Raw genomic sequence first — 20,494 nt, forward strand, 5'->3', positions numbered from 1 at the left:
ATTTATGGAAAACCATAAACCAAATAAAGATTTATTTGTTCCTGTGGATACCACAGATACTGAAAGTGAAAAGATTACCCGGCCGAGCCTGTCGTTCTGGCAGGATTCCTTTATCCGCCTTCGTAAAAACGTAGGTGCGATGATTGGGCTTGCTGTACTTGTTATTTTAGCCCTGCTGGCAATTTTCGGACCGTACTTGAATGATTACGGCGTATACGAACAGGACCTTTCCCGTTCTAAAATGCCTCCGAAGGTAGAGGGGTTTGGGTGGCTTGGTATGGATGGTACGCTGTCCGACGTCCAATCAGCCGGTACACTTGAGCAGGCAGAATCCAAAGCTTTGATGCGCTTTAACAATCAGGAAGATTTCATTGAAACAGAAGTTGTTAACGACGGCAGCGACGGTGATCCTGCCCAGGTAAGAGCGACGTATGATGTTTATGCAGCGAAAGACATTCAGGAAAACTACTGGTTTGGGACAGACGGTCTCGGTCGTGACCAGTGGACACGTACATGGATGGGAACGCGTGTATCCTTATACATTGCTTTCCTTGCTGCAGCGATTGATATGCTGATTGGTGTTGCCTACGGTGGAATTTCAGCTTATTACGGCGGCCGTGTGGATAACGTCATGCAGCGGATTATTGAAATTCTCGTAGGTATTCCAAACCTTGTTCTTGTTATTTTGATGATTTTGATTTTAGAGCCCGGGATCTTATCGATTACGATTGCCCTTGCGATAGCCGGATGGATATCGATGGCCCGGATTGTCCGTGGACAAATATTGAAATTGAAAAACCAGGAATTCGTGCTTGCTTCACGCACACTCGGTGCGAAAGACAGCCGGATTCTTCAAAGGCACTTGATTCCGAACGTACTTGGGTTGATCATCATTAACACGATGTTCTCGATCCCGTCAGCGATTTTCTTTGAAGCCTTCTTAAGCTTTATCGGTTTAGGACTGCCGACGCCGATGGCTTCATTGGGTACGTTGATCAATGCTGGTTTCCAGTCGCTGCAGATTTATCCGCACATCTTGTTGTTCCCGGCAGTTGTCATTTCCTTAATTATGATTGCCTTTAACGTCTTAGCGGACGGTCTGCGTGATGCGTTTGATCCGAAGATGCGTGAATAGGAGGTAGGTGTAACCAATGGAAAAATTACTAGAAGTAAAAGATTTACATGTATCCTTTGACACCTACGGCGGTGAAGTAAAAGCTGTACGTGGGGTTAATTTCGATTTGAATAAAGGGGAAACCCTGGCGATTGTGGGAGAATCGGGTTCCGGAAAATCCGTTACGACCAAAGCGCTGATGCAGCTGATTCCAATGCCTCCAGGGCGCATTAAGCAGGGGGAAATCATTTTTGAAGGACGCGACCTTGCTAAAATGTCGGATAAGCAGATGCAGAAAATCCGCGGGAAGGAAATCTCGATGATCTTCCAGGATCCGATGACTTCCTTGAACCCTACCATGAAGGTTGGAAACCAGATCATGGAAGGATTGATCAAACACCAGAAAATGAGCAAGCCGCAGGCACGTAAACGTGTCGTTGAGCTTCTTGAACTTGTTGGAATTGCAGATGCAGAAAACCGCATGAAGCAGTATCCTCACCAGTTCTCAGGTGGAATGAGGCAGCGTGTGGTTGTAGCGATTGCTCTTGCGTGCAACCCTAAATTATTGATCGCCGATGAGCCGACCACAGCTCTTGATGTAACGATTCAGGCGCAGATTCTTGAATTGATGAAGGATATTCAGAAGAAGACGGATTCAGCTACTATTTTCATTACCCACGACCTCGGTGTTGTTGCCAACGTAGCGGACCGTGTGGCGGTGATGTACGCTGGTAAGATTGTAGAAGTTGGAACGGTGGATGATATCTTCTACAATCCGAAACACCCTTATACATGGGGGCTTCTGGGTTCCATGCCGTCTCTTGACAGTGAAGATGAAGAGCTTTATGCCATTCCAGGTTCTCCACCGGACTTGCTGAATCCTCCGAAAGGGGACGCCTTCGCAGCCCGGAATGAGTATGCGATGAAAATTGATTTGGAAGAGGAGCCGCCAATGTTCAAGGTAAGCGATACGCACTACGCTGCCACGTGGCTGCTTCATGAAAATGCTCCGGATATCGATCCTCCAGCTGCAGTGAAGAAACGCATGGAAGGCATGGCGAAAACATCCGGCGGTTCGGAAGGTGAACAACGATGAGCAAGGAAAAATTAGTAGAAATTAAAAATTTGAAGCAGCACTTTAAAACCGGACGACACAGCGTTGTAAAAGCTGTGGACGGCTTGAATTTCGATATTTACAAGGGTGAAACCTTCGGCCTTGTAGGAGAGTCGGGCTGTGGGAAATCCACAACCGGCCGGACCATCATTCGTTTGTACGATGCTACCGATGGTGAAGTTCTCTACAACGGCGAAAATGTGCACGGGAAAAAATCCCGTGACCAGTTGAAAAAGTTCAACAGGGAAATGCAGATGATTTTCCAGGACCCTTATGCATCCTTGAACCCACGGATGAAGGTCGAGGATATTATTGCAGAAGGCATGGACATTCACGGTCTTTCAAAAGATTCGAAAGCAAGAAAAGAAAGGGTTCATGAGCTGCTTGAAACCGTCGGCTTGAACAAGGAACACGCCAACCGCTATCCCCACGAATTCAGTGGTGGACAGCGCCAGCGTATCGGCATTGCCCGCGCGCTGGCTGTGGATCCTTCCTTTATTATCGCAGACGAGCCGATTTCCGCCCTGGATGTTTCCATTCAGGCCCAGGTGGTCAACCTGTTGAAGAAACTGCAGAATGAAAACGGCCTGACGTATTTATTCATCGCCCACGACTTGTCCATGGTCAAATACATCAGTGATCGTATCGGTGTAATGTACTTTGGTAAAATGGTGGAACTTGCAGATGCAGAAGAACTGTATAAGCACCCGATCCATCCGTATACACAGTCTCTTCTTTCCGCCATCCCGCTGCCTGACCCGGATTATGAACGTTCCCGTGAACGTTTCACATATGATCCGAGTCAGCATGATACAAGTGAGGAACCGGAATTCCGTGAAGTACGCCCTGGACATTTTGTCCTTTGTACAACGAAGGAATTTGAGCAGTATCAAAGAGAGCATGGTACAGGTAGATAAGGAAGAAAAAGAAGACTCTGTCTCCATAGGCAGAGTCTTTTTCATGAATGTTCCCTTTTATAGGAAAAAGGAAGCAATCTTCCAAATATTTCAGGAAAGTTCAGATCATCATTGTTATAACGAAGCTTCCTCTTTTATAATGAATAAGAGACATAATAGGATAGGAGTAGGATGAAATGGGGAAAAGAAGTCTCTGGACCATGATTTTCACAGGTATACTGCTTGTGGGCATGATGATTCCAGTACATAATGCAGAAGCAGCAGATGGTAAAGATGCCGGTACGCTTACGAAAAAGCAGATGGGCTTAAAGGAGCTGGCTGTTCCAAGTCCGGCCGCAAGGTTTACATACAACTCTGGATTAAGCTTTGAATATCCGGATGCGGTTCGCGGCATCTACGTTACGGGTCCTTCCGCCGGCGGAGCTAAGATGGCAGAGTTGACGCAACTGGTAGAAGACACCGAGCTGAATGCAATGGTCATCGATATCAAAGAGGATAACGGAAACATCACATTCCAGCCTGAAGAAGGATCACCTTACGCTGATGTGGCTGAATCTTTTATTGATGATCCTGAGCAGATGCTGAAGGAACTTGAGGAAAAAGGCATTTATCCGATTGCCCGTGTCGTTGTGTTTAAAGACAGTATGCTGGCGGAGAAACGTCCCGATCTGTCCTTTACACAAAATGGACAAGTATGGAAAAACGGCAAGGGAGAAGCGTTTGTGAACCCATTCATGGAAGAGGTATGGGAATATAACGTAGAGCTTGCTAAAAAAGCAGCAGAGATGGGCTTTGAAGAAATTCAATATGATTACGTCCGTTTCCCTGAAGGCTTCGGAAGCCGGGATGACCAGCTGGATTACGGGCAGGGGAAATATGCAGATATGGACCTGAATAACGTGCAGAAGCGTGTTCAGGCTGTCACCGACTTTGTAGAATACGCCCGTGGAGAGCTGGAATATTACGGGGTTGATGTGTCTGTTGATATCTTCGGATATTCAGCGACCATCGAAGAAGCTCCGAACATCGGACAGAACTTCTCGAAAATATCTTCCAACGTCGATGTTATTTCATCAATGATCTACCCAAGTCACTGGGGTCCGTATTTCGGTATATCCAAACCGGATGCTGAACCGTATAAGTTGATCAATGAATACGCCAAAGTGGAAAATGAAGTTCTCGGTAAGCTGGATCCAGCTCCGACCTCCCGTCCATGGCTTCAGGACTTTGAAGCCCCTTGGTTGTATTCCGGACCGACGAAACAGTATGGGAAAGCTGAAGTAGAAGCACAGATCAAAGCCTTGAATGAAAACGGTATTGATGAGTTCCTTCTATGGAATGCCGGGAATAACTATACGAAAGGTGTCGACTACACACCGATGAATGAATAAAAAAGACCGGGGTCTCCCCGGTCTTAAGCTTGTAGAGAAATCTCTGTTTCTTTACAAGCTTTTTTCTTTCTTACCGCCAGGAGCGAAAGCCCCTTCCCTTTCCGCGGACGAGCGCCCGAGCTTCCTCGCAACACCCACGCTCGGCGATCTCGGCCCACTCGTTCATCCGCAGGAGTGGAAGGGGCACCGCTCCTTGGGGGTTCTTTAACATCGACAAAAACTCTCCTTCACCCCGCTCACCCTTGCTGGATGGAGAACAATCTTTTTCATATTCCGGCAGACACCCGTCATCAGCGCTTGTTCTTTCCCTTCTTTTCCACGCAGGCGGCCATAGCGCAGCTCATGCTGTTCTTTGGAATCTGCAAACCTGCATAGGGCGCAGTCTCTCACCTCTATATTCTAACGTCGACACGTGGAGCGTTCGGTGGTGATGCCTGCGGGAACAGCACAGGCCGAAGATCCACTTGGGCAGGCGATCTTCCTGACCAAGTTAGCTGAGGGCGTGCCCGCGGCATTCATCCACCGATAAGCGGAAAGTGACCTTTCACACGACAAATGGGCAACTCTAACTGGTTAACATAGGCTTTTTTATTCAAACATGAGAAGGCGGCCTGTATTTTTGAGGTTAATGGCCGTGAACGCCGGGAATAACGTAAGTAATGAAAGTAAAGCCTAAGTGCTGGCAAGGGTTGTACAGCGGTGCATTTAACAAGGATAGGAATTTTCGCTATAATGAAAGGGACTAATCATAAGGGAGCAGATCAATGAATTGGTATGAAAAGCTGAACGAATATTTCCCAGTTGAGGAAATGAAGTCAAAAGAACACATGGAAGCTTTATTAAAGGAAAAAAGCGATGTCTACTACAAAGATGAGGGGGAATACCACGTTCTGATGTATGCTGAATTCGACAGCTTTCTTTTCATCGATTATGTATACGTTTCCACCGCAGCGCGGGGACAGGGACTCGGTCATAAGCTCATTGAAAAAATGAAGGCCAAGGGCAAACCCATCATCCTTGAAGTAGAACCTGTGGATTATGAAGACTCTGATACGGAGGCGCGTCTCCGCTTTTATCAAAGGGAAGGTTTCACACATGCCCAATCCATTGGATATACCCGCCGCTCTGTCGTAACGAATGAAATGAACAGTATGGAAATTTTATACTGGTCACCGGATGATGCATCGGAAGAGCAGATTTTCGAGCAGATGAAGAAAATGTACACAGAAATCCATACGTATAAGGATGAACAGTTTTATGGAAAGTCGTATCAGCCGGTAGAGGAAGTGCTGACCCACGACGAGAAAAGGGACACCGAGGATATTCTGGACGAACTCGGGAAAACCCGTCAGACATAAGAAAAATACCCGCTGCTGTTCCGGCGGGTATTTTCAATGACTGTGCAGTAGTTGATAAATGAGTTGGAAAGAAAAAATGCAGAAATGGTGTTTAACTTCTATATGTAAGTGGTATAAGGGTATAAGAACCAGAAATTGATTGCTTTTCATAACATATGTTCGTATAGATATAGAAAAAACTTGACAACTGTGTTATAGTAGAACCATAGTACAGATTGTACTGATTATAAAAAAAGAAGCAATTGAATCTCTACCATAAAATATTTGAGGAGTGAAGTTTCTGTATGGTTACACTTTATACCTCACCAAGTTGTACATCATGTCGAAAGGCGAAGGCTTGGTTGGAAGAGCATAACATCCCTTATACGGAACGAAATATCTTTTCTGAGCCGCTTACACTTGATGAAATCAAGGAAATCCTTCGTATGACTGAGGATGGAACGGAAGAAATCATCTCTACGCGCTCTAAAGTTTTCCAGAAGTTGAAAGTTGATTTCGATCAGCTTCCAATGCAGGATCTGTTTGATCTGATCCAGGAAAACCCGGGATTGCTGCGCCGCCCGATCATCATTGATGATAAACGCCTCCAGGTTGGTTATAACGAGGACGAAATCCGTCGTTTCCTTCCGCGCAGTGTGCGTACATTCCAGTTGAAAGAAGCTCAACGTCTCGTTAATTAATACAAAATAAAAACTGCGACAGCCCAGGCTGCCGCAGTTTTTATTTTAGGCTTGAATATTGTCAAATCGCCGTTCCTTTTCGTTTATTTATCCAATACCCTAAAGTAATAATGATAATGACCATAATTACAGCAAACCATTGATGGATGTATGGGAAATCTTCCATATACTGCATCATGTATCGATCCTCTTTTACCATTTCTGCAGCTGTATAAGCTAAAATTCCGGCCCCGAAATAAATGAGCAGGGGAAACTTGTCCATCATATGAAGAATGATCCGGCTTCCCCATACAATGATAGGAACGGAAACGAGCAGCCCGATGATAACCAGCAGAATATTATTGTGGGAAGCGCCTGCAATGGCCAGGACATTATCGAAGCCCATGACGATATCAGCAAACACAATCGTTTTTACCGCCGCGGCAAGACTGTCACCCGCCTTGATGTGGTCGGTTTCCTCGGTATCCGTCAGCAGTTTGAAGGCAATGTAAAAAAGAAGCAGCCCTCCGATTAATTGAAGAAAGGGAATTTGGAGAAGATAAAGAGCAACCACCGTTAACAGGACTCTTGCCGCAATAGCAAGCCCTGTTCCGAATAAGATTGCTTTATTCCTTTGTTCCGGAGGCAGGTTCCGGCTGGCCAGAGCGATGACAACCGCATTATCACCGCCGAGAATAATGTCGATGCTGATAATGATGAAGAGTGGTTCAAGTAGGTCCCAGTTCATGAAAAAAATCCTCCTGCTACGTAGTGACAAACTAATGGTAATAAGCTAAAATGAAAAATCAACCCGCTTCACTACAGGCTCTGTTCTAATCTATTCAGAACGCGGACAGCTCTATGCTGAATTCGAGCAATTTGTTTTTCATTTTGCTTCAGCTGTCATACAATAGAATCACATCAACCCTTACATGGCACATTATCACGGTTGAAGTTCAGGCCTGAAGGGTAAGGGTCTAGGAAGAAGCACAAAGGGTGAGCATTCCCTTCCCCCTTAAAACATGTTTAGAAGGGAGAGAAACGTATGGAAATCGAACGCATTAATGAGAATACCGTAAAATTTTACGTAACATATCAGGATGTAGAACAAAGAGGTTTTGATCGAGAAGAAATTTGGTATAACCGTGAAAGAAGTGAACAGCTTTTCTGGGAAATGATGGATGAAGTGAACGATAAGGAAAATTTCCAGTCGGACGGACCGCTTTGGATCCAAGTCCAGGCTATGGACAAAGGTCTGGAAGTGATCGTTACAAAAGCTCAAGTATCCCAGGATGGTCAAAAGCTTGAACTGCCGAATGATGAAGGTAAGGGTGTCGATGTTCCGCTGGATGAAAAACTTGAATCCCTGCTGGATGATAAATACCAGTCATCCGGAGATTATAAGCAGTCTGAGGAAGATGGAGAAGAAGAGTCGGAAGGTTCCTTGACTTTCACCTTGAAATTCAATGAGTTCGAAGATATTATCCAGCTCAGCCATTATCTATCTATTCCTGAATCAATGGAACAGCGCTTATTCCACTTCGAAGACCGTTACTACTTGTATATTCAGTTCGATGATGAACGTATGAATGATGACGAACAGGAAAATACGCTGAGCCAGCTGATGGAATATGCTCACGAGTCATCCTTGACCGTCCATCGTCTTGAGGAGTATGGGAAAGTCATTTTTGAAGAGCAGGCCCTGCAGCAGATCAGACAATACTTTCCACTTGATTAATATAAACAAGCACACACCATCGTGTGCTTATTTTTTTTGCAGGCAGGAGAAAATGACACGATGTCGAATATTGGGGAGAGGTGATGCTTTATGCTGTATGCTCTTAATGATCAAGAGCAGCTTCAGTCCATTTATCAAAAATCCTTCTCCGATATTTCCCGATTGAAAGAGCGCGCTTATTATTGCCCAACCTGCCGGGAGCCTGTCCGGATCCGATCGGGACCCAAAGTGATACCACACTTTGCTCATCTCCCAGACAGCCGCTGTTCCTCGATCAAAGGCGGGGAATCAGAGGAGCATGAAGATGGAAAGTGGCTGATATACCAATGGCTGAGAGCCCAGGGGTATCAGGTAGAACTGGAACGTTACCTTCCCGGTATTCAACAACAGCCAGATGTCTACATTTCCGGTTCAAATCGGCAGGTCGCCGTAGAGTATCAGTGCTCTACGATACCGGTTACAGACATATGGAAGCGTACAAAGAGGTACGTGGACCATGGGGTTTTCCCTTTATGGATCCTTGGACCGAAACACTGGAAAAAGAAAGGCCCTCACATGCTCCAATTTAATACCTTTCTGCAATCCTTCTTATATCAATGGTCTGCTTGTTATCAACTCTTCTTCTTTCACCCACGCGAAAAGACGATGACGACAGCGTCTGGTCTCCGCTGGTTGTCCCCAGCCTCTGTGACCGGTTCGTTTCACTCCTTTTCCTTACCGCAAAGCACGTTTCCTCAAATGTTCTCCCCCGGCCGGAAAGCCGTACTTCCTTCGATATTCCATCACTGGAAAAAATCCTGGCACAACAACCGGTCGACATACCGCCGGGAGCCGGGAAGTAAGGAGAAGCAGTTCCGGCAGTATTTATACTTGAAGGGGTATCACTTTTCCCTCATTCCAAGCGTTTGTTACCTTCCCGTAGCCAGTCAGATGCAGCTGAGTGTAAAGCCTTACATATGGCAGACAAGGCTTTTATTAGACCATTTTACTCCAGTGCCCGTCGGTTCGGTGGTGGATTTTCCGAAAATGGAAGTTCCGGTTACGATTAATCAATACAGGCCTGATCCTGCAGCGGAGTATGCAGAGCTGCTCAGCCTCTTAAATATCCTGAAAAAAACAGGGAACAATAAGTGGGTGAAAACCAGGGAGGTTGCTTTCCCGGCCACTATGGAGGAAGCCTTTCTGGATGACCGGACCACGCTGGCCAGGTTGAAAAATTTAAAGATCATGTAGCAGCGGGGAGGTATTTTTTCTTTTATCGAGAAGTGAATAAGGATGAGGAATGAAATAAAGGAGGATGCAGATGTCATCTACTAAGCAACTGCCAAAACGAGAAGAAGTCCCTGTAGAAAAAACATGGAACCTTGAAGCCATGTATGCTGCAGATGAAGACTGGTATAAAGACCTTGAAGAAACGAAAGCCATGCTTCCTGAAATGGAGAAATATCAGGGCCGTATTGGTGAATCTGCTGAACAATTATATGAGCTTTTATCTTTCCAGGATAAAATATCCAATAAAATCGGGCTGTTATTCACGTATGCCCATATGCGCAACGATCAGGATACCACGAACGCCTATTATCAGGAAATGAATGCAAAAGCGGAAAACCTCTACACGAAAATCGCTTCCGCAATGAGTTTTATCGTGCCGGAGATTCTAGCCCTGCCCGAAGGAAAGGTGCAGTCCTTTCTGAATGAGCACGAGCCTCTCAAGCTGTATGAGCATACTTTGGATGAGATTACCCGTCAGCGTGCCCACGTTTTAAGTGAGAAGGAAGAAAAACTTCTTGCCGGTTTTTCTGAAATTGGAGCAAGCCCATCCCAAACCTTCGGGGCGCTGAATAATGCGGATCTTACCTTCCCATCCATAAAGAATGAACAAGGGGAAGAGGTGGATCTCACCCACGGCCGTTATATCAACTTCCTGAAATCGGATGACAGGGATGTGCGGAAATCGGCCTTTGATGCGATGTATGATACGTTCGGTGCATTTAAAAATACATTCGCCTCCACGCTCAGCGGGCATGTGAAAAAGAACAATTTCAATGCCCAGGTCAGGAAATACGACCGTGCAAGACAGGCGAAGCTGGATAACAATAATATTCCGGAATCCGTGTACGATAACTTGATTGAAGCAGTCACGGAACGTCTTCCACTGCTTCACCGTTATGTCGAACTGAGAAAAGAAGTATTGAATCTTGATGAAGTCCATATGTACGATCTCTACACGCCGCTGGTCAAAGAAGCGGAGATGGATATTCCATATGAGGAAGCCAAAGATCTTGTGCTGAAAGGTCTGGAGCCTCTTGGAGAGGAATACGTGAACACTGTGAAGGAAGGGTTTGAAAACCGCTGGATCGATGTCGTCGAAAACAAAGGCAAGCGCAGTGGGGCTTACTCTTCCGGCCATTACGGAACAAATCCGTATATTTTAATGAACTGGCAGGATAATGTAAACAATTTGTTTACACTTGCCCATGAGCTCGGACATTCCCTGCACAGCTACTATACGCACGAGAATCAGCCGTATCGGTATGGAAATTATTCCATTTTCGTGGCTGAAGTTGCGTCCACGTGTAATGAGGCTCTTCTGAATGAGTACATGACCAAAAATACGAACAGTGATAAAGAAAAGCTGTATCTGCTGAACAATTTCCTGGAAGGTTTCCGAGGCACAGTTTTCCGTCAGACGATGTTTGCGGAATTTGAGCACACGATTCATATGCAGGCTCAGAACGGGGAAGCGCTGACCGCTGAGAAACTGACCGACATCTACTATGATCTTAACAAAAAATACTTCGGGGAAAACATCGTTATCGACGAAAAGATCGGCCTGGAGTGGGCGAGAATCCCTCACTTCTATATGGGCTATTACGTTTATCAATATGCGACGGGCTATGCAGCCGCGCAAGCTCTGGCTGGACAGATTCTTGAAGAAGGCAGCCCTGCTGTCGAACGTTATAAGAATTTCCTGAAGGCCGGAAGCAGTGATTATCCGATTGAAGTGCTGAAGCAGGCCGGTGTTGATATGACATCAAAAGATCCGATTTCGTCCGCCCTGGATGTCTTTGAGGAAAAACTCAATGAAATGGAGCAGCTCCTCAAAAAATAATAAAAAAGCTTGTAGAGAAGCGTTGTTTTTTTCTACAAGCTTTTTTGTTCCCAAGCGTTCCTGCCCTGCGGAAAGGAAAACACTCCTATCCACAGCCGGCCGTATGGGTGAGAAGGACAGAAAAGGGTTAATGAAAGCCTTTGAATGTTTTTTTGTAGGAGGCCGCCGATACAATGAGGAAAATGGCTGTAAACAAGAGAGGGGAAGTGATGTAGAGAGGATAGAGATGCATCAGAGCAAACAAGTGAAAAAGTAAAAGCATGAACAGAACAGCCAGTGCAGCCAGCGTCAACCATATTTTCATGACCAGTCCTCCTTTATAAAAATGTATGATCAAGGGGGATTCGTCATGATCCGGCCATAAAAAAGCTCCCGGAGAGGGAGCTTTTTTATGAACCGATATATTTCCAGAAAGCCCCGTGCTTCACAGGGACTTCGCGTACTTTCTGTTTTAGGACGAGCTTCTTCATTTCGTGTTTAGCTTCTTGTTCCGTCCAGTCATAAACGACGGCAATTTCCTTATTGGCTACAAAGCGATAGTGCTGTAAGAAATCCTCTAAATCGGGTTTGACCCCCGGCTTAGGATCCTTCTGCAGCATTTCTTTCAACACTTTCACATAAACATCGTACGAATACAGGCCGGTCACTTTTAATCCGGCGTCTTCTTCTGATTCATTGAAAATGACGATGGTCGGAGTAGAATCCACTTCCATCTCACCAGCAAGCTTCATGTCGCATTGAAGAGCTCGGCGGGCTGCATCAGAATGAAGATCCCGTTTGAACTCAGCAACATCCAGACGGCTGTTTTCTGCGCATTCAATAAGAACTTCTTCATTGGAAATGTCCTTCTTTTCCAGAAACACGTACTCCTGGATTTTACGAAGGAAGCGCATGCCTGCTTTTTTACCCTGCAGTTCGGCGGCTTTAACAGCCAGGGAAGTCGCAAGCGGGGAGGCGACAGGATTTTCAAGCCATACATCCCCATCACAGCACATGCCTGTTCTGGAACCGGTGTGGTCCCATTCTTTTTTCAGGTTTTCGGCTTTTCTGCCGTAACTCTCCTGTAAGGAAGTAAGATTTCCGCTAATGACCGGGCGGATGGTAAAGAAGCGTCCATATTCGATCGTGAGCTTTTTAAGAAAGGGTTCAAGTGACCAGCATTCTGGACAAAGCGGGTCGATGAAGACGTATATCTCTATAGGGCGTTTCAATAAATTAAAAAAGCCGCTTGATGTTCCGTTTGTCTGTTGATCACGATTTAAACTTTTCCAACCCACAACTATTCTCCTTTCTCATCCTCAGGTGTATTCATCATATGGTTGGCCGTTTTCACGAGCCGGTCGAACATGGCAGAGCGGTAAGGCTCCTCCAGATCCACTTCTGTCATAGCTCCGGACATGCAGGACAACCAGGCATCTCTCCGGGCAGGAGTGATTTCAAAAGGAAGGTGCCTGGCCCGCAGCATCGGATGGCCGTGCTCTTCCACATAGAGAGGAGGGCCTCCGAAAAACTGTGTTAAAAATTGTTTCTGTTTCCGGATGGTTTCTGTAAAATCATCCGGAAATATCGGAATCAAATCCGGATGCTGCTGGACTCTCTTGTAGAAGGCTTTCACCAGTTCGTCGATCTTTTCTTTTCCGACGGCATCGTAAAACGATTGATTTCGCTGCATAGCATCCCATCCTTGTCTGTTCAACATTTTAGCAATGAGGGGTGTCTGACAGCAACTATTCTGATTTGAGCTTGGCGTTATAGAAACGTTTGATCTTATTATCTGTTTCGCGCTCAGGAATATTGCAGGACTCAAGAATTTCCTTGATTACGGCTTTTCCCGACGTTCTGCTCTCTGCTTCCACCTCAAGTTCGTAATCCTCCTGGTCATAATAGAGGCTGTGGTCAAGGACAACAAGGGCCCCATTATACTCCAATTCTTTCCGCCTTGTTGTCAGCGAACCTAAGTAGTGCAGGTGATCCGGATCAATGCCGAGATCACGCAGCTGTTTGAACACCCGGTTTTTTTCCACTCGTTTGTTCTGTATCCATAAATTGGCTTCTTCCTCTGTGAGGGAATCATGTGTTTCAAGCAGACCTTCCGGGTGCGGCTGCTTCAAGGTCAGTGTCCACTGATCGGATTTTTTACGGATTCTCAAAGCCGCTCCGTGCTGTTTCAGTTTTAGATCTTCTGTTTCAAAATAATAATTGGTTTGTTCGATAAGTTCAACTGATTTGAATGGTAAAAAATGATAAACCCTGTTGTATTCTTCTTCCTTCAGCAGGTTTTTGAATTCAATTTCGATTTCCTGGGTCATGAGAACCCCTCCTGTATTGTAGTTCCTTTGGTCACTCTGCTTCTTCAGCAGGCTGACTTTATGATACAATGAATGAAAGATAAAACGCACATAATTACTATAAAGATTGGTTACATAAAGGTGGACGCTTAATGAATTGGGATATATTTATAGCTCCATATGCTCAGGTAGTTGAGGAGCTGAAAATAAAGCTGAAAGGCATGAGGCGGCAGTTTGAATATGAGGAGGAACAGTCTCCTATAGAGTTTGTAACCGGACGCGTTAAGCCGAAAACAAGTATATTAGAAAAAGCGAGACGAAAAGGAATCAATCCTGAAAACATTGAAGAGGAAATTCAGGACATTGCTGGTGTGCGCGTCGTCTGTCAGTTTGTGGACGATATTTACGCTGTTGTGAATATGCTGCGAAACAGGCATGACTTAAAGGTTGTGGAGGAAAAGGACTATGTGTCCAGAAAAAAAGACAGCGGATACCGTTCCTTCCACGTGATTATCGAGTACCCTGTTGAAACCATTCACGGGGAAAAGCGGCTGCTCGCTGAAGTTCAGATCCGGACCCTGGCGATGAACTTCTGGGCGACCAATGAACATTCGTTAAACTACAAATATTCGGGTAAGATACCTGCAGAGATCAAATCCCGTCTGAAGCGCGCAGGCGAGGCCGCCTTTCAATTAGATGAAGAAATGTCCAAGATAAAAAATGAGGTGCAGGAAGCCCAGCGTGCTTTCTTAAGAAAAGAAGAACAGAAGAAAAACCCGAAAAAAATGTAGAGGAGTGGCCGACAATGAAGTTTTCGATCTTATCTAAGGGAGATCAGAAATCCAACGAAATCCGTTCAAAAATTAAGAATTACTTAACCGAATTCCAGCTGGAATATGATGAGGATGAGCCTGAACTGGCCATATCCGTAGGCGGGGACGGAACCCTTCTGGAAGCTTTCCATACGTATGTCCATCGTTTGGATAAAACCGCATTTATCGGTATTCATACCGGGCATCTTGGTTTCTATGCAGACTGGATGCCGGAAGAACTTGAAAAACTGATCATTGAAATAGCGAAAACGCCGTTTCAAGTGGTGGAGTATCCACTCCTTGAGGTGACGATCCGCCCGAAAGATGGCAGTGAAGAAGACCGTTACCTTGCGTTGAATGAATGCACGATCAAAACATCCGAAGGTTCTGTCGTAATGGATATTGAAATCAAGGGCGATCATTTCGAAACCTTCCGGGGAGACGGCTTATGTGTATCCACACCTTCAGGAAGTACAGCTTACAACAAGGCGCTTGGGGGAGCGATCCTTCATCCATCCCTGGAGGCCTTCCAGATTGCCGAAATGGCTTCCATCAACAACCGGGTGTTCCGTACGATCGGGTCACCCCTGATCCTGCCGAGCCATCATACATGTATGTTCAAGCCGCTTCACGACCGCAGCTTCTTGTTCACCATCGATCACATTTCAAGAACGTATAAAGACGTGAAGTCGATCCAGTGCCGGGTGGCAGAAGAAAAAGTACGGTTCGCCCGCTTCCGTCCATTCCCATTCTGGAAACGCGTGCATGACTCCTTCGTGGCGGATGAATACTCCGTCTAAAGTGATAAAGCGGTGGACCATCACCGCCGCTTATTCCGGTTGGTCAAGTCGGGACTTCTTGTTTGGGGCGGGGGAATTCTCCCGGCAGCTGATCAAAAAAGTGCGGATCAGCGGCAGCGTTTTTGTCAACGGTGAACGGATGGACATGTGGCAGCCGCTGAGGAGCGGTGATCTTCTTGAAGTGGAATTTCCAGAGGAAGAACGCGGGTCCATTCAGCCGATGGAAGGTCCGCTTTCCATTGTGTATGAAGATGAGGATGTACTCGTCATCAATAAACCGGCCGGCCTTTTTTCGGTCCCCGCTCTTGATAAAAACGAACCATCTGTAGCGGCTTTTCTGCTTTTCCGATACATTCAGGAAAACGATCCATGCACGGTTCACATCGTCACACGACTGGATAAGGACACGAGCGGATTGATGCTGGTCGCTAAACACGCGTACAGCCACCGCCTGCTGACACAGAGCATGAAGAAAATCGACCGCCGGTATAAAGCTGTAGCGGAGGGAAGATTACAAGCGGATCAAGGCATCGTGAATCAGCCCATTGCACGGGCAGAGGGATCGATTATCCGCCGTACGATATCGTCGGAAGGACGGCCGGCTGAGACACGTTATGAAGTGGAGAAAAGGAGCGGGGCATATACATGGCTCCGCCTCCAGCTCATGACGGGACGGACGCATCAAATCAGGGTCCACTTGGAACATCTGGGTTATCCGCTTGCGGGGGATACCCTTTATGGTGGAAACGCCTGCCCGTGGATCCCGGGACAGGCGCTGCACTGTTACCAATTGAACTTCCGTCATCCCTGGAGTAAGAAAAGGATGACATTCGTAACGGAAACACCTGAAGAGTGGGATCTTTTCGCTTGAGGACATAGGGTTCTCAAGCTTTTTTTCACCTTATGATGGGTAGATATCAATCGTATCGGAATTTCTCTTCTATATAAGGCATGGAGGAGGAGATGCTGACCACCTCTTCTTCCGGAAGCCTGAAAGCCGTCAGTTTTCCTCCAAAAACACATCCGGTATCAATATTGACGGTCTTATTGACAAAGCGTGGCGTTTTTACAGGTGTGTGCCCATAAACAATCCACCGGCTTCCTTTATAGTCCTGAGCCCAGTCTCTCCTCACCGGGCGCCCGTCGGGGAGTTTTTCCCCGGTGATATCTCCATATAAAATGAACGTTTCGATTCGTCTGCTTCGTTTTCCGATATCTTCCTCTTTAATACCGGCATGAGCTACGACAGCTCCTGTATCTTGCAGAATCAAGTGCAGCGGGGCTTCTTCGTAAAGCTGGAGAAACTGCTTTTTCACCAATTGCTGCTCCTTCCCGGGCAGGTTTCTGTATTCCGCCGCGGTCGTTTCCAGTCCGTGTTTTTCCTGGACCGGGTTTCCGAGAAAGAACCGGTACAATTTGTTACAGTGATTTCCCGGGACATAAAGGGCGTTTTGTTCATAGACAAGTCTGTAAACAAGTCGGATGCACCCGAGAGAGTCCGGACCTCTGTCCGTGATATCTCCGACAAATACCGGTGTACGGCCATCCGGATGGAGGGGGAGTCCGTCGCTCCAATTGTAACCAAGCTTCTCGAACAGTTGAACAAGCTCGGGGAGACAGCCGTGGACATCTCCGATCACATCATAGGTCATAATGACGCTCCTTTTGGTAATGGAATGAGAGGCTGCAGGTGTTTTAAAAGGGCAGGAATTGCAGCGCATGAAGGAATCTGAATGATATTTTTCCCACGGGGATGAATAATAAACATGGCCGCCCGTTATTCCATCCCGGAGGGGCCTTTCTGTTAGACTATGGATAGGCGTGGAGACGGTACGGAAGCTGAATTTAAAAGTTGCGTGACATTCGTTGACAAACCTATGAATCACAATTAAGATTAAACGGTCAAAAACGAAATAGACACGGGGGAGGGCTGCTTATGGAACACTTAGATGACCACGAGCGGAAAGAAGTCTGGGCAAATATTAAAGATGCCCTGTTCAATGAACATATCGATCAGTTTCGTGCTGAATTTTTGGAGATGCATCCCTATGATCAGGCGCGGATTTTTGAGGATCTGGATGCGGATGTAAGAATGCAGATCTATACTTATTTGTCACCGGAAGAAGTGGCAGATGTGATGGAGCATATCGATTATGAGGAAATTGAACCCTTCTTTTCAGAAATGGATCCAAGATTTGCCGCCCAGGTGTTTGCCGAAATGTCTGCCGATGATGCTGTTGATATATTCAACGAATTAGATAAAGATAAAGTAGCCAGCTTCCTGACGATCATGGATGATGAAGCTGCGGACGAAATCAAGGACCTGCTCCATTATGAGGAGAAAACCGCAGGGTCCATCATGACCACAGAGTTCGTTGTCGTAAAGGCCGGTATGACGATCAAGGAAGCAATGGTGCATTTGAGAACAGAAGCCCCTGATGCCGAAACGATTTACTATACGTATGTCATAGATGAAGATAAAAGGCTGGTTGGTGTTATTTCGTTGAGGGATTTGATTATTTCTGAAGAAGACTGGCTGATTTCCGATGTCATGAATGAACGGGTGGTATCGGTATCAGTAGGGGAAGATCAGGAAGAGGTCGCCCGGATGGTCAGGGATTATGACTTTCTCGCGCTTCCTGTTGTCGATTTTCAAGATCATCTGCTTGGTATCATTACTGTGGATGATATTATGGACGTCATGGAAGAAGAGGCCAGCGATGATTACTCGAAGTTTGCTGCGATTTCTGATGTGGACAGTCCGGATGATAACGCTTTTGCCTCAGCGAAAAAGAGGCTTCCCTGGCTGGTGATCCTGCTATTTTTAGGGAGTTTAACAGCCAGCCTGATCGGGCGGTTTGAGGAAACGTTGGATAAAGTAGCCATTCTTGCCATCTTTATTCCGCTGATTGCCGGAATGGGTGGAAACACGGGTACTCAGGCGCTTGCTGTTGCTGTCCGTGGAATTGCTACAGGAGAAATAGAGAAACAAGGAAAATGGAAAATGATGATGAGAGAAGCAGGTACTGGTGTGATCACCGGAGTTTCCTGTGGTGTGCTGATTACCCTTATCGTTTATATATGGCAGGGAAACTTTTTCTTAGGATTATTAGTAGGTTTGTCCATTTTATTAACGCTGATTGTTGCAACGCTCGCAGGATCTCTCGTCCCCCTTATCATGCATCGTTTGAACATTGACCCCGCTGTTGCCTCAGGGCCATTCATCACAACAGTGAATGACTTGATTTCCATTCTGATTTACTTCGGTATGGCAACAGCCTTTATGAATTTTTTGATATGAAGGAAGGAGGGCGAGTATGGAACATGGTGCTTCAGTAACTTCACTGGTTATTGTCATAATTGCAGCATTTATTACTCCCATCCTACTCCACCGGTTTAAACTGAATATGATTCCGGTGGTAGTAGCAGAAATCATCGTAGGTTTGATTATAGGTCAAAGTGGATTTGACCTTGTTGAACAGGGAAGCTGGCTTGAAATACTATCGACCCTGGGGTTCATTTTTCTTATGTTCCTGAGTGGTCTTGAAATAGACTTCTCCATTTTTGCAAGCAAGAAGAAACGTGCGAAACCGGTCAACCAGGGAACCGGCGCCCCCAATCCAGTATGGGTGGCGGTCATCGTATTTGTCGGAATATTCGTCATTTCCCTGGCGCTGTCCTATGTATTCGTGCTGGCTGGATTTATAGACAATGCCTTTCTTATGACGTTGATCATTTCAACGATCTCCCTTGGTGTAGTTGTTCCAACTTTGAAAGATGCACAGATGATGAAAACGACAATCGGTCAGACGATCCTTCTGATCGCTGTAATCGCCGACCTCGTTACCATGATCCTATTGGCCGTATTCGTCTCCATTTATGGAGAGAACGGCGGCAATACGTGGCTTCTGCTTATTTTGTTTGCTGCTGGTGTCCTTTTCTATTACATCGGGAAAAAGTTCCGTCATCAATCCTTTGTGGAGACGATGGCTAAAGGTACCATCCAGATTGATACACGTGCCGTCTTTACATTGATCCTGCTTCTCGTTGCTTTATCGGAAACTGTGGGTGCGGAAAACATTCTGGGCGCCTTCTTAGCGGGTACTCTTGTATCTCTGCTTTCACCGAACCCGGAAATGGTCAAAAGGCTCGACAGTTTTGGATATGGCTTCTTAATCCCGATCTTCTTCGTCATGGTCGGTGTAGAAATAGATATTTGGAGTTTGTTTACGGATACACGTGTCCTGTTATTGATTCCGCTGCTGTTTGCAGCCCTGTTGATTTCCAAAATTGTTCCGGCCTTGATCCTTTCGAAATGGTATGACCGTAAGACGGTGTTCGGATCCGGATTTATCCTGACGTCCACCTTATCTCTCGTTATTGCCGCTGCTGCGATTGGCAAAAGGGAAGGAATGATTGACGATCAGATGGAAGGGGCGCTTATTCTTGTAGCCGTCCTGACCTGCGTTGTCGCACCGATCGTCTTCAAAAAGGTATATGGACGCTTTGAGGATGAGGACCATAAAACGGTGGTTTCCTTCATCGGATCCAACCGGATGACGCTTCCTGTTGTGCGTGAACTGGATATCAACGCGTATGAAACGCATTTGTACCATACGAAAGTGGATAAAATCGATGAACGAATCAGCCGGAACTGCTTTGATATCAAGGAGCTGGACGGTTACAACGTCGAGAATATGAAAGAGCTGGGTGTCTTTGATGTGGACCTTGTCGTCGCCTCTACAGGGGACGAGGAAAGGAACGCAGAAATCGCCCGATATGCGAAAGAACAAGGTGTGGAGCGGATTATTGTCCGAGTCGAATCTCCTGAGCTTTCTACAGAGATGAGGGAGCTTGGCATAAGTGTTTTCAGCGTCTTCCTGTCCTCGAAGGCTCTTTTGAAAGCGATGATCGAAGCACCGAACGTGCTTGATATTTTGACAAAGCAGGATAGTGCGCTTTATCAGATCAATATGAACAATTCCATGTATAACGGCGTCCATATCCGGGAGTTCCCTTTTACAGGAGACGTAATCATGGTCCGGATCTTCCGTGGCAAAGATTCCATCGTTCCTCACGGCGATACGGAGCTGAAAATCGGGGACCGCTTAATCGTGACAGGTTCCAACGAGTATGTGGATGAACTCAAAATGGAACTGGAATACTGTGAATGGTGCTGATGATGAACTTC

The 20,494-nt window shown here is 46.1% G+C and carries 20 protein-coding genes; 14 read left to right on the top strand and 6 right to left on the bottom strand.

Annotated elements, in window-relative coordinates:
- Positions 1-4: 4 nt before the first annotated feature.
- The 6 genes from opp3C to spxA all read left to right on the top strand — a co-directional run bounded on the left by opp3C (position 5) and on the right by spxA (position 6,574).
- Positions 5-1,135 carry an oligopeptide ABC transporter permease gene (opp3C, locus tag ACXAJH_RS16030; RefSeq protein ID WP_474994537.1) on the top strand — a complete coding sequence of 377 codons (1,131 nt, stop codon included), beginning with the start codon at positions 5-7 and terminating at the stop codon, positions 1,133-1,135.
- Positions 1,136-1,151: 16 nt separating this feature from the next.
- On the top strand, positions 1,152-2,210 hold the full coding sequence (locus ACXAJH_RS16035) for an ABC transporter ATP-binding protein (protein ID WP_474967863.1): 1,059 nt from the start codon (positions 1,152-1,154) through the stop codon (positions 2,208-2,210).
- Positions 2,207-3,145, top strand: coding sequence for an ABC transporter ATP-binding protein (locus ACXAJH_RS16040; RefSeq protein WP_474967864.1), 939 nt, complete (start codon positions 2,207-2,209; stop codon positions 3,143-3,145). Before ACXAJH_RS16035 ends, ACXAJH_RS16040 begins: the two co-directional genes overlap by 4 nt.
- A 176-nt stretch (positions 3,146-3,321) precedes the next feature.
- Positions 3,322-4,536: a putative glycoside hydrolase gene (locus ACXAJH_RS16045; protein WP_474967865.1), complete on the top strand. Its 1,215-nt coding sequence runs from the start codon at positions 3,322-3,324 to the stop codon at positions 4,534-4,536.
- A gap of 764 nt (positions 4,537-5,300) precedes the next feature.
- Positions 5,301-5,894 carry a GNAT family N-acetyltransferase gene (locus ACXAJH_RS16050; RefSeq protein ID WP_027953537.1) on the top strand — a complete coding sequence of 198 codons (594 nt, stop codon included), beginning with the start codon at positions 5,301-5,303 and terminating at the stop codon, positions 5,892-5,894.
- 284 nt (positions 5,895-6,178) lie between these two features.
- Positions 6,179-6,574 (top strand): transcriptional regulator SpxA, encoded by a 396-nt coding sequence (gene spxA / locus ACXAJH_RS16055; RefSeq protein ID WP_027953538.1) that lies wholly within the window; start codon positions 6,179-6,181, stop codon positions 6,572-6,574.
- A 61-nt stretch (positions 6,575-6,635) separates the two neighbouring features.
- Here the strand turns inward: spxA and ACXAJH_RS16060 are convergent, their stop codons facing one another.
- Positions 6,636-7,301: a TerC family protein gene (locus ACXAJH_RS16060; RefSeq protein WP_474967866.1), complete on the bottom strand. Its 666-nt coding sequence runs from the start codon at positions 7,299-7,301 to the stop codon at positions 6,636-6,638.
- 297 nt (positions 7,302-7,598) lie between these two features.
- On the opposite strand from ACXAJH_RS16060, the gene mecA reads away from it, so the two are divergent.
- From mecA to pepF, 3 genes are all read left to right on the top strand, one after another.
- Complete coding sequence (gene mecA, locus ACXAJH_RS16065; RefSeq protein ID WP_474967867.1) at positions 7,599-8,291, top strand: adaptor protein MecA; 693 nt, start codon at positions 7,599-7,601, stop codon at positions 8,289-8,291.
- A 90-nt stretch (positions 8,292-8,381) separates the two neighbouring features.
- Entirely contained in the window at positions 8,382-9,524 is a 1,143-nt protein-coding gene (locus ACXAJH_RS16070) for a competence protein CoiA (protein WP_474994538.1), read from the top strand.
- A 70-nt stretch (positions 9,525-9,594) separates the two neighbouring features.
- Entirely contained in the window at positions 9,595-11,403 is a 1,809-nt protein-coding gene (gene pepF / locus ACXAJH_RS16075) for an oligoendopeptidase F (RefSeq protein WP_474967869.1), read from the top strand.
- 127 nt (positions 11,404-11,530) lie between these two features.
- On the opposite strand, the gene ACXAJH_RS16080 is transcribed toward pepF, so the two are convergent.
- The 4 genes from ACXAJH_RS16080 to ACXAJH_RS16095 form a co-directional block, all read right to left on the bottom strand.
- Complete coding sequence (locus tag ACXAJH_RS16080; RefSeq protein WP_474967870.1) at positions 11,531-11,707, bottom strand: hypothetical protein; 177 nt, start codon at positions 11,705-11,707, stop codon at positions 11,531-11,533.
- Positions 11,708-11,792: 85 nt separating this feature from the next.
- Positions 11,793-12,680: a ClpXP adapter SpxH family protein gene (locus tag ACXAJH_RS16085; protein ID WP_474967871.1), complete on the bottom strand. Its 888-nt coding sequence runs from the start codon at positions 12,678-12,680 to the stop codon at positions 11,793-11,795.
- Between the two features lie 2 nt (positions 12,681-12,682).
- Complete coding sequence (locus tag ACXAJH_RS16090; RefSeq protein ID WP_474994540.1) at positions 12,683-13,075, bottom strand: globin domain-containing protein; 393 nt, start codon at positions 13,073-13,075, stop codon at positions 12,683-12,685.
- A 55-nt stretch (positions 13,076-13,130) separates the two neighbouring features.
- Complete coding sequence (locus ACXAJH_RS16095) at positions 13,131-13,712, bottom strand: CYTH domain-containing protein (RefSeq protein ID WP_474994542.1); 582 nt, start codon at positions 13,710-13,712, stop codon at positions 13,131-13,133.
- A 131-nt stretch (positions 13,713-13,843) separates the two neighbouring features.
- On the opposite strand from ACXAJH_RS16095, the gene yjbM reads away from it, so the two are divergent.
- The 3 genes from yjbM to ACXAJH_RS16110 are packed head-to-tail and all read left to right on the top strand — an operon-like array spanning position 13,844 to position 16,174.
- Positions 13,844-14,482, top strand: a complete 639-nt coding sequence (yjbM, locus tag ACXAJH_RS16100) for a GTP diphosphokinase (RefSeq protein WP_474967873.1) — start codon at positions 13,844-13,846, stop codon at positions 14,480-14,482.
- A gap of 14 nt (positions 14,483-14,496) precedes the next feature.
- On the top strand, positions 14,497-15,303 hold the full coding sequence (locus ACXAJH_RS16105; RefSeq protein ID WP_027953547.1) for an NAD kinase: 807 nt from the start codon (positions 14,497-14,499) through the stop codon (positions 15,301-15,303).
- Positions 15,269-16,174, top strand: a complete 906-nt coding sequence (locus ACXAJH_RS16110) for an RluA family pseudouridine synthase (protein ID WP_474967874.1) — start codon at positions 15,269-15,271, stop codon at positions 16,172-16,174. Before ACXAJH_RS16105 ends, ACXAJH_RS16110 begins: the two co-directional genes overlap by 35 nt.
- A gap of 46 nt (positions 16,175-16,220) precedes the next feature.
- Here the strand turns inward: ACXAJH_RS16110 and prpE are convergent, their stop codons facing one another.
- Positions 16,221-16,955 (bottom strand): bis(5'-nucleosyl)-tetraphosphatase PrpE, encoded by a 735-nt coding sequence (gene prpE, locus ACXAJH_RS16115; RefSeq protein WP_474991355.1) that lies wholly within the window; start codon positions 16,953-16,955, stop codon positions 16,221-16,223.
- 284 nt (positions 16,956-17,239) lie between these two features.
- Here prpE and mgtE point away from each other — a divergent pair, with 284 nt between their 5' ends.
- Both mgtE and ACXAJH_RS16125 read left to right on the top strand, forming a co-directional pair.
- On the top strand, positions 17,240-18,604 hold the full coding sequence (gene mgtE, locus ACXAJH_RS16120; RefSeq protein WP_474967876.1) for a magnesium transporter: 1,365 nt from the start codon (positions 17,240-17,242) through the stop codon (positions 18,602-18,604).
- Positions 18,605-18,620: 16 nt separating this feature from the next.
- Positions 18,621-20,483 carry a monovalent cation:proton antiporter family protein gene (locus ACXAJH_RS16125; RefSeq protein WP_474967877.1) on the top strand — a complete coding sequence of 621 codons (1,863 nt, stop codon included), beginning with the start codon at positions 18,621-18,623 and terminating at the stop codon, positions 20,481-20,483.
- Positions 20,484-20,494: the final 11 nt, after the last annotated feature.

The organism is Halobacillus sp. ABD4_316 (genome assembly GCF_056161385.1).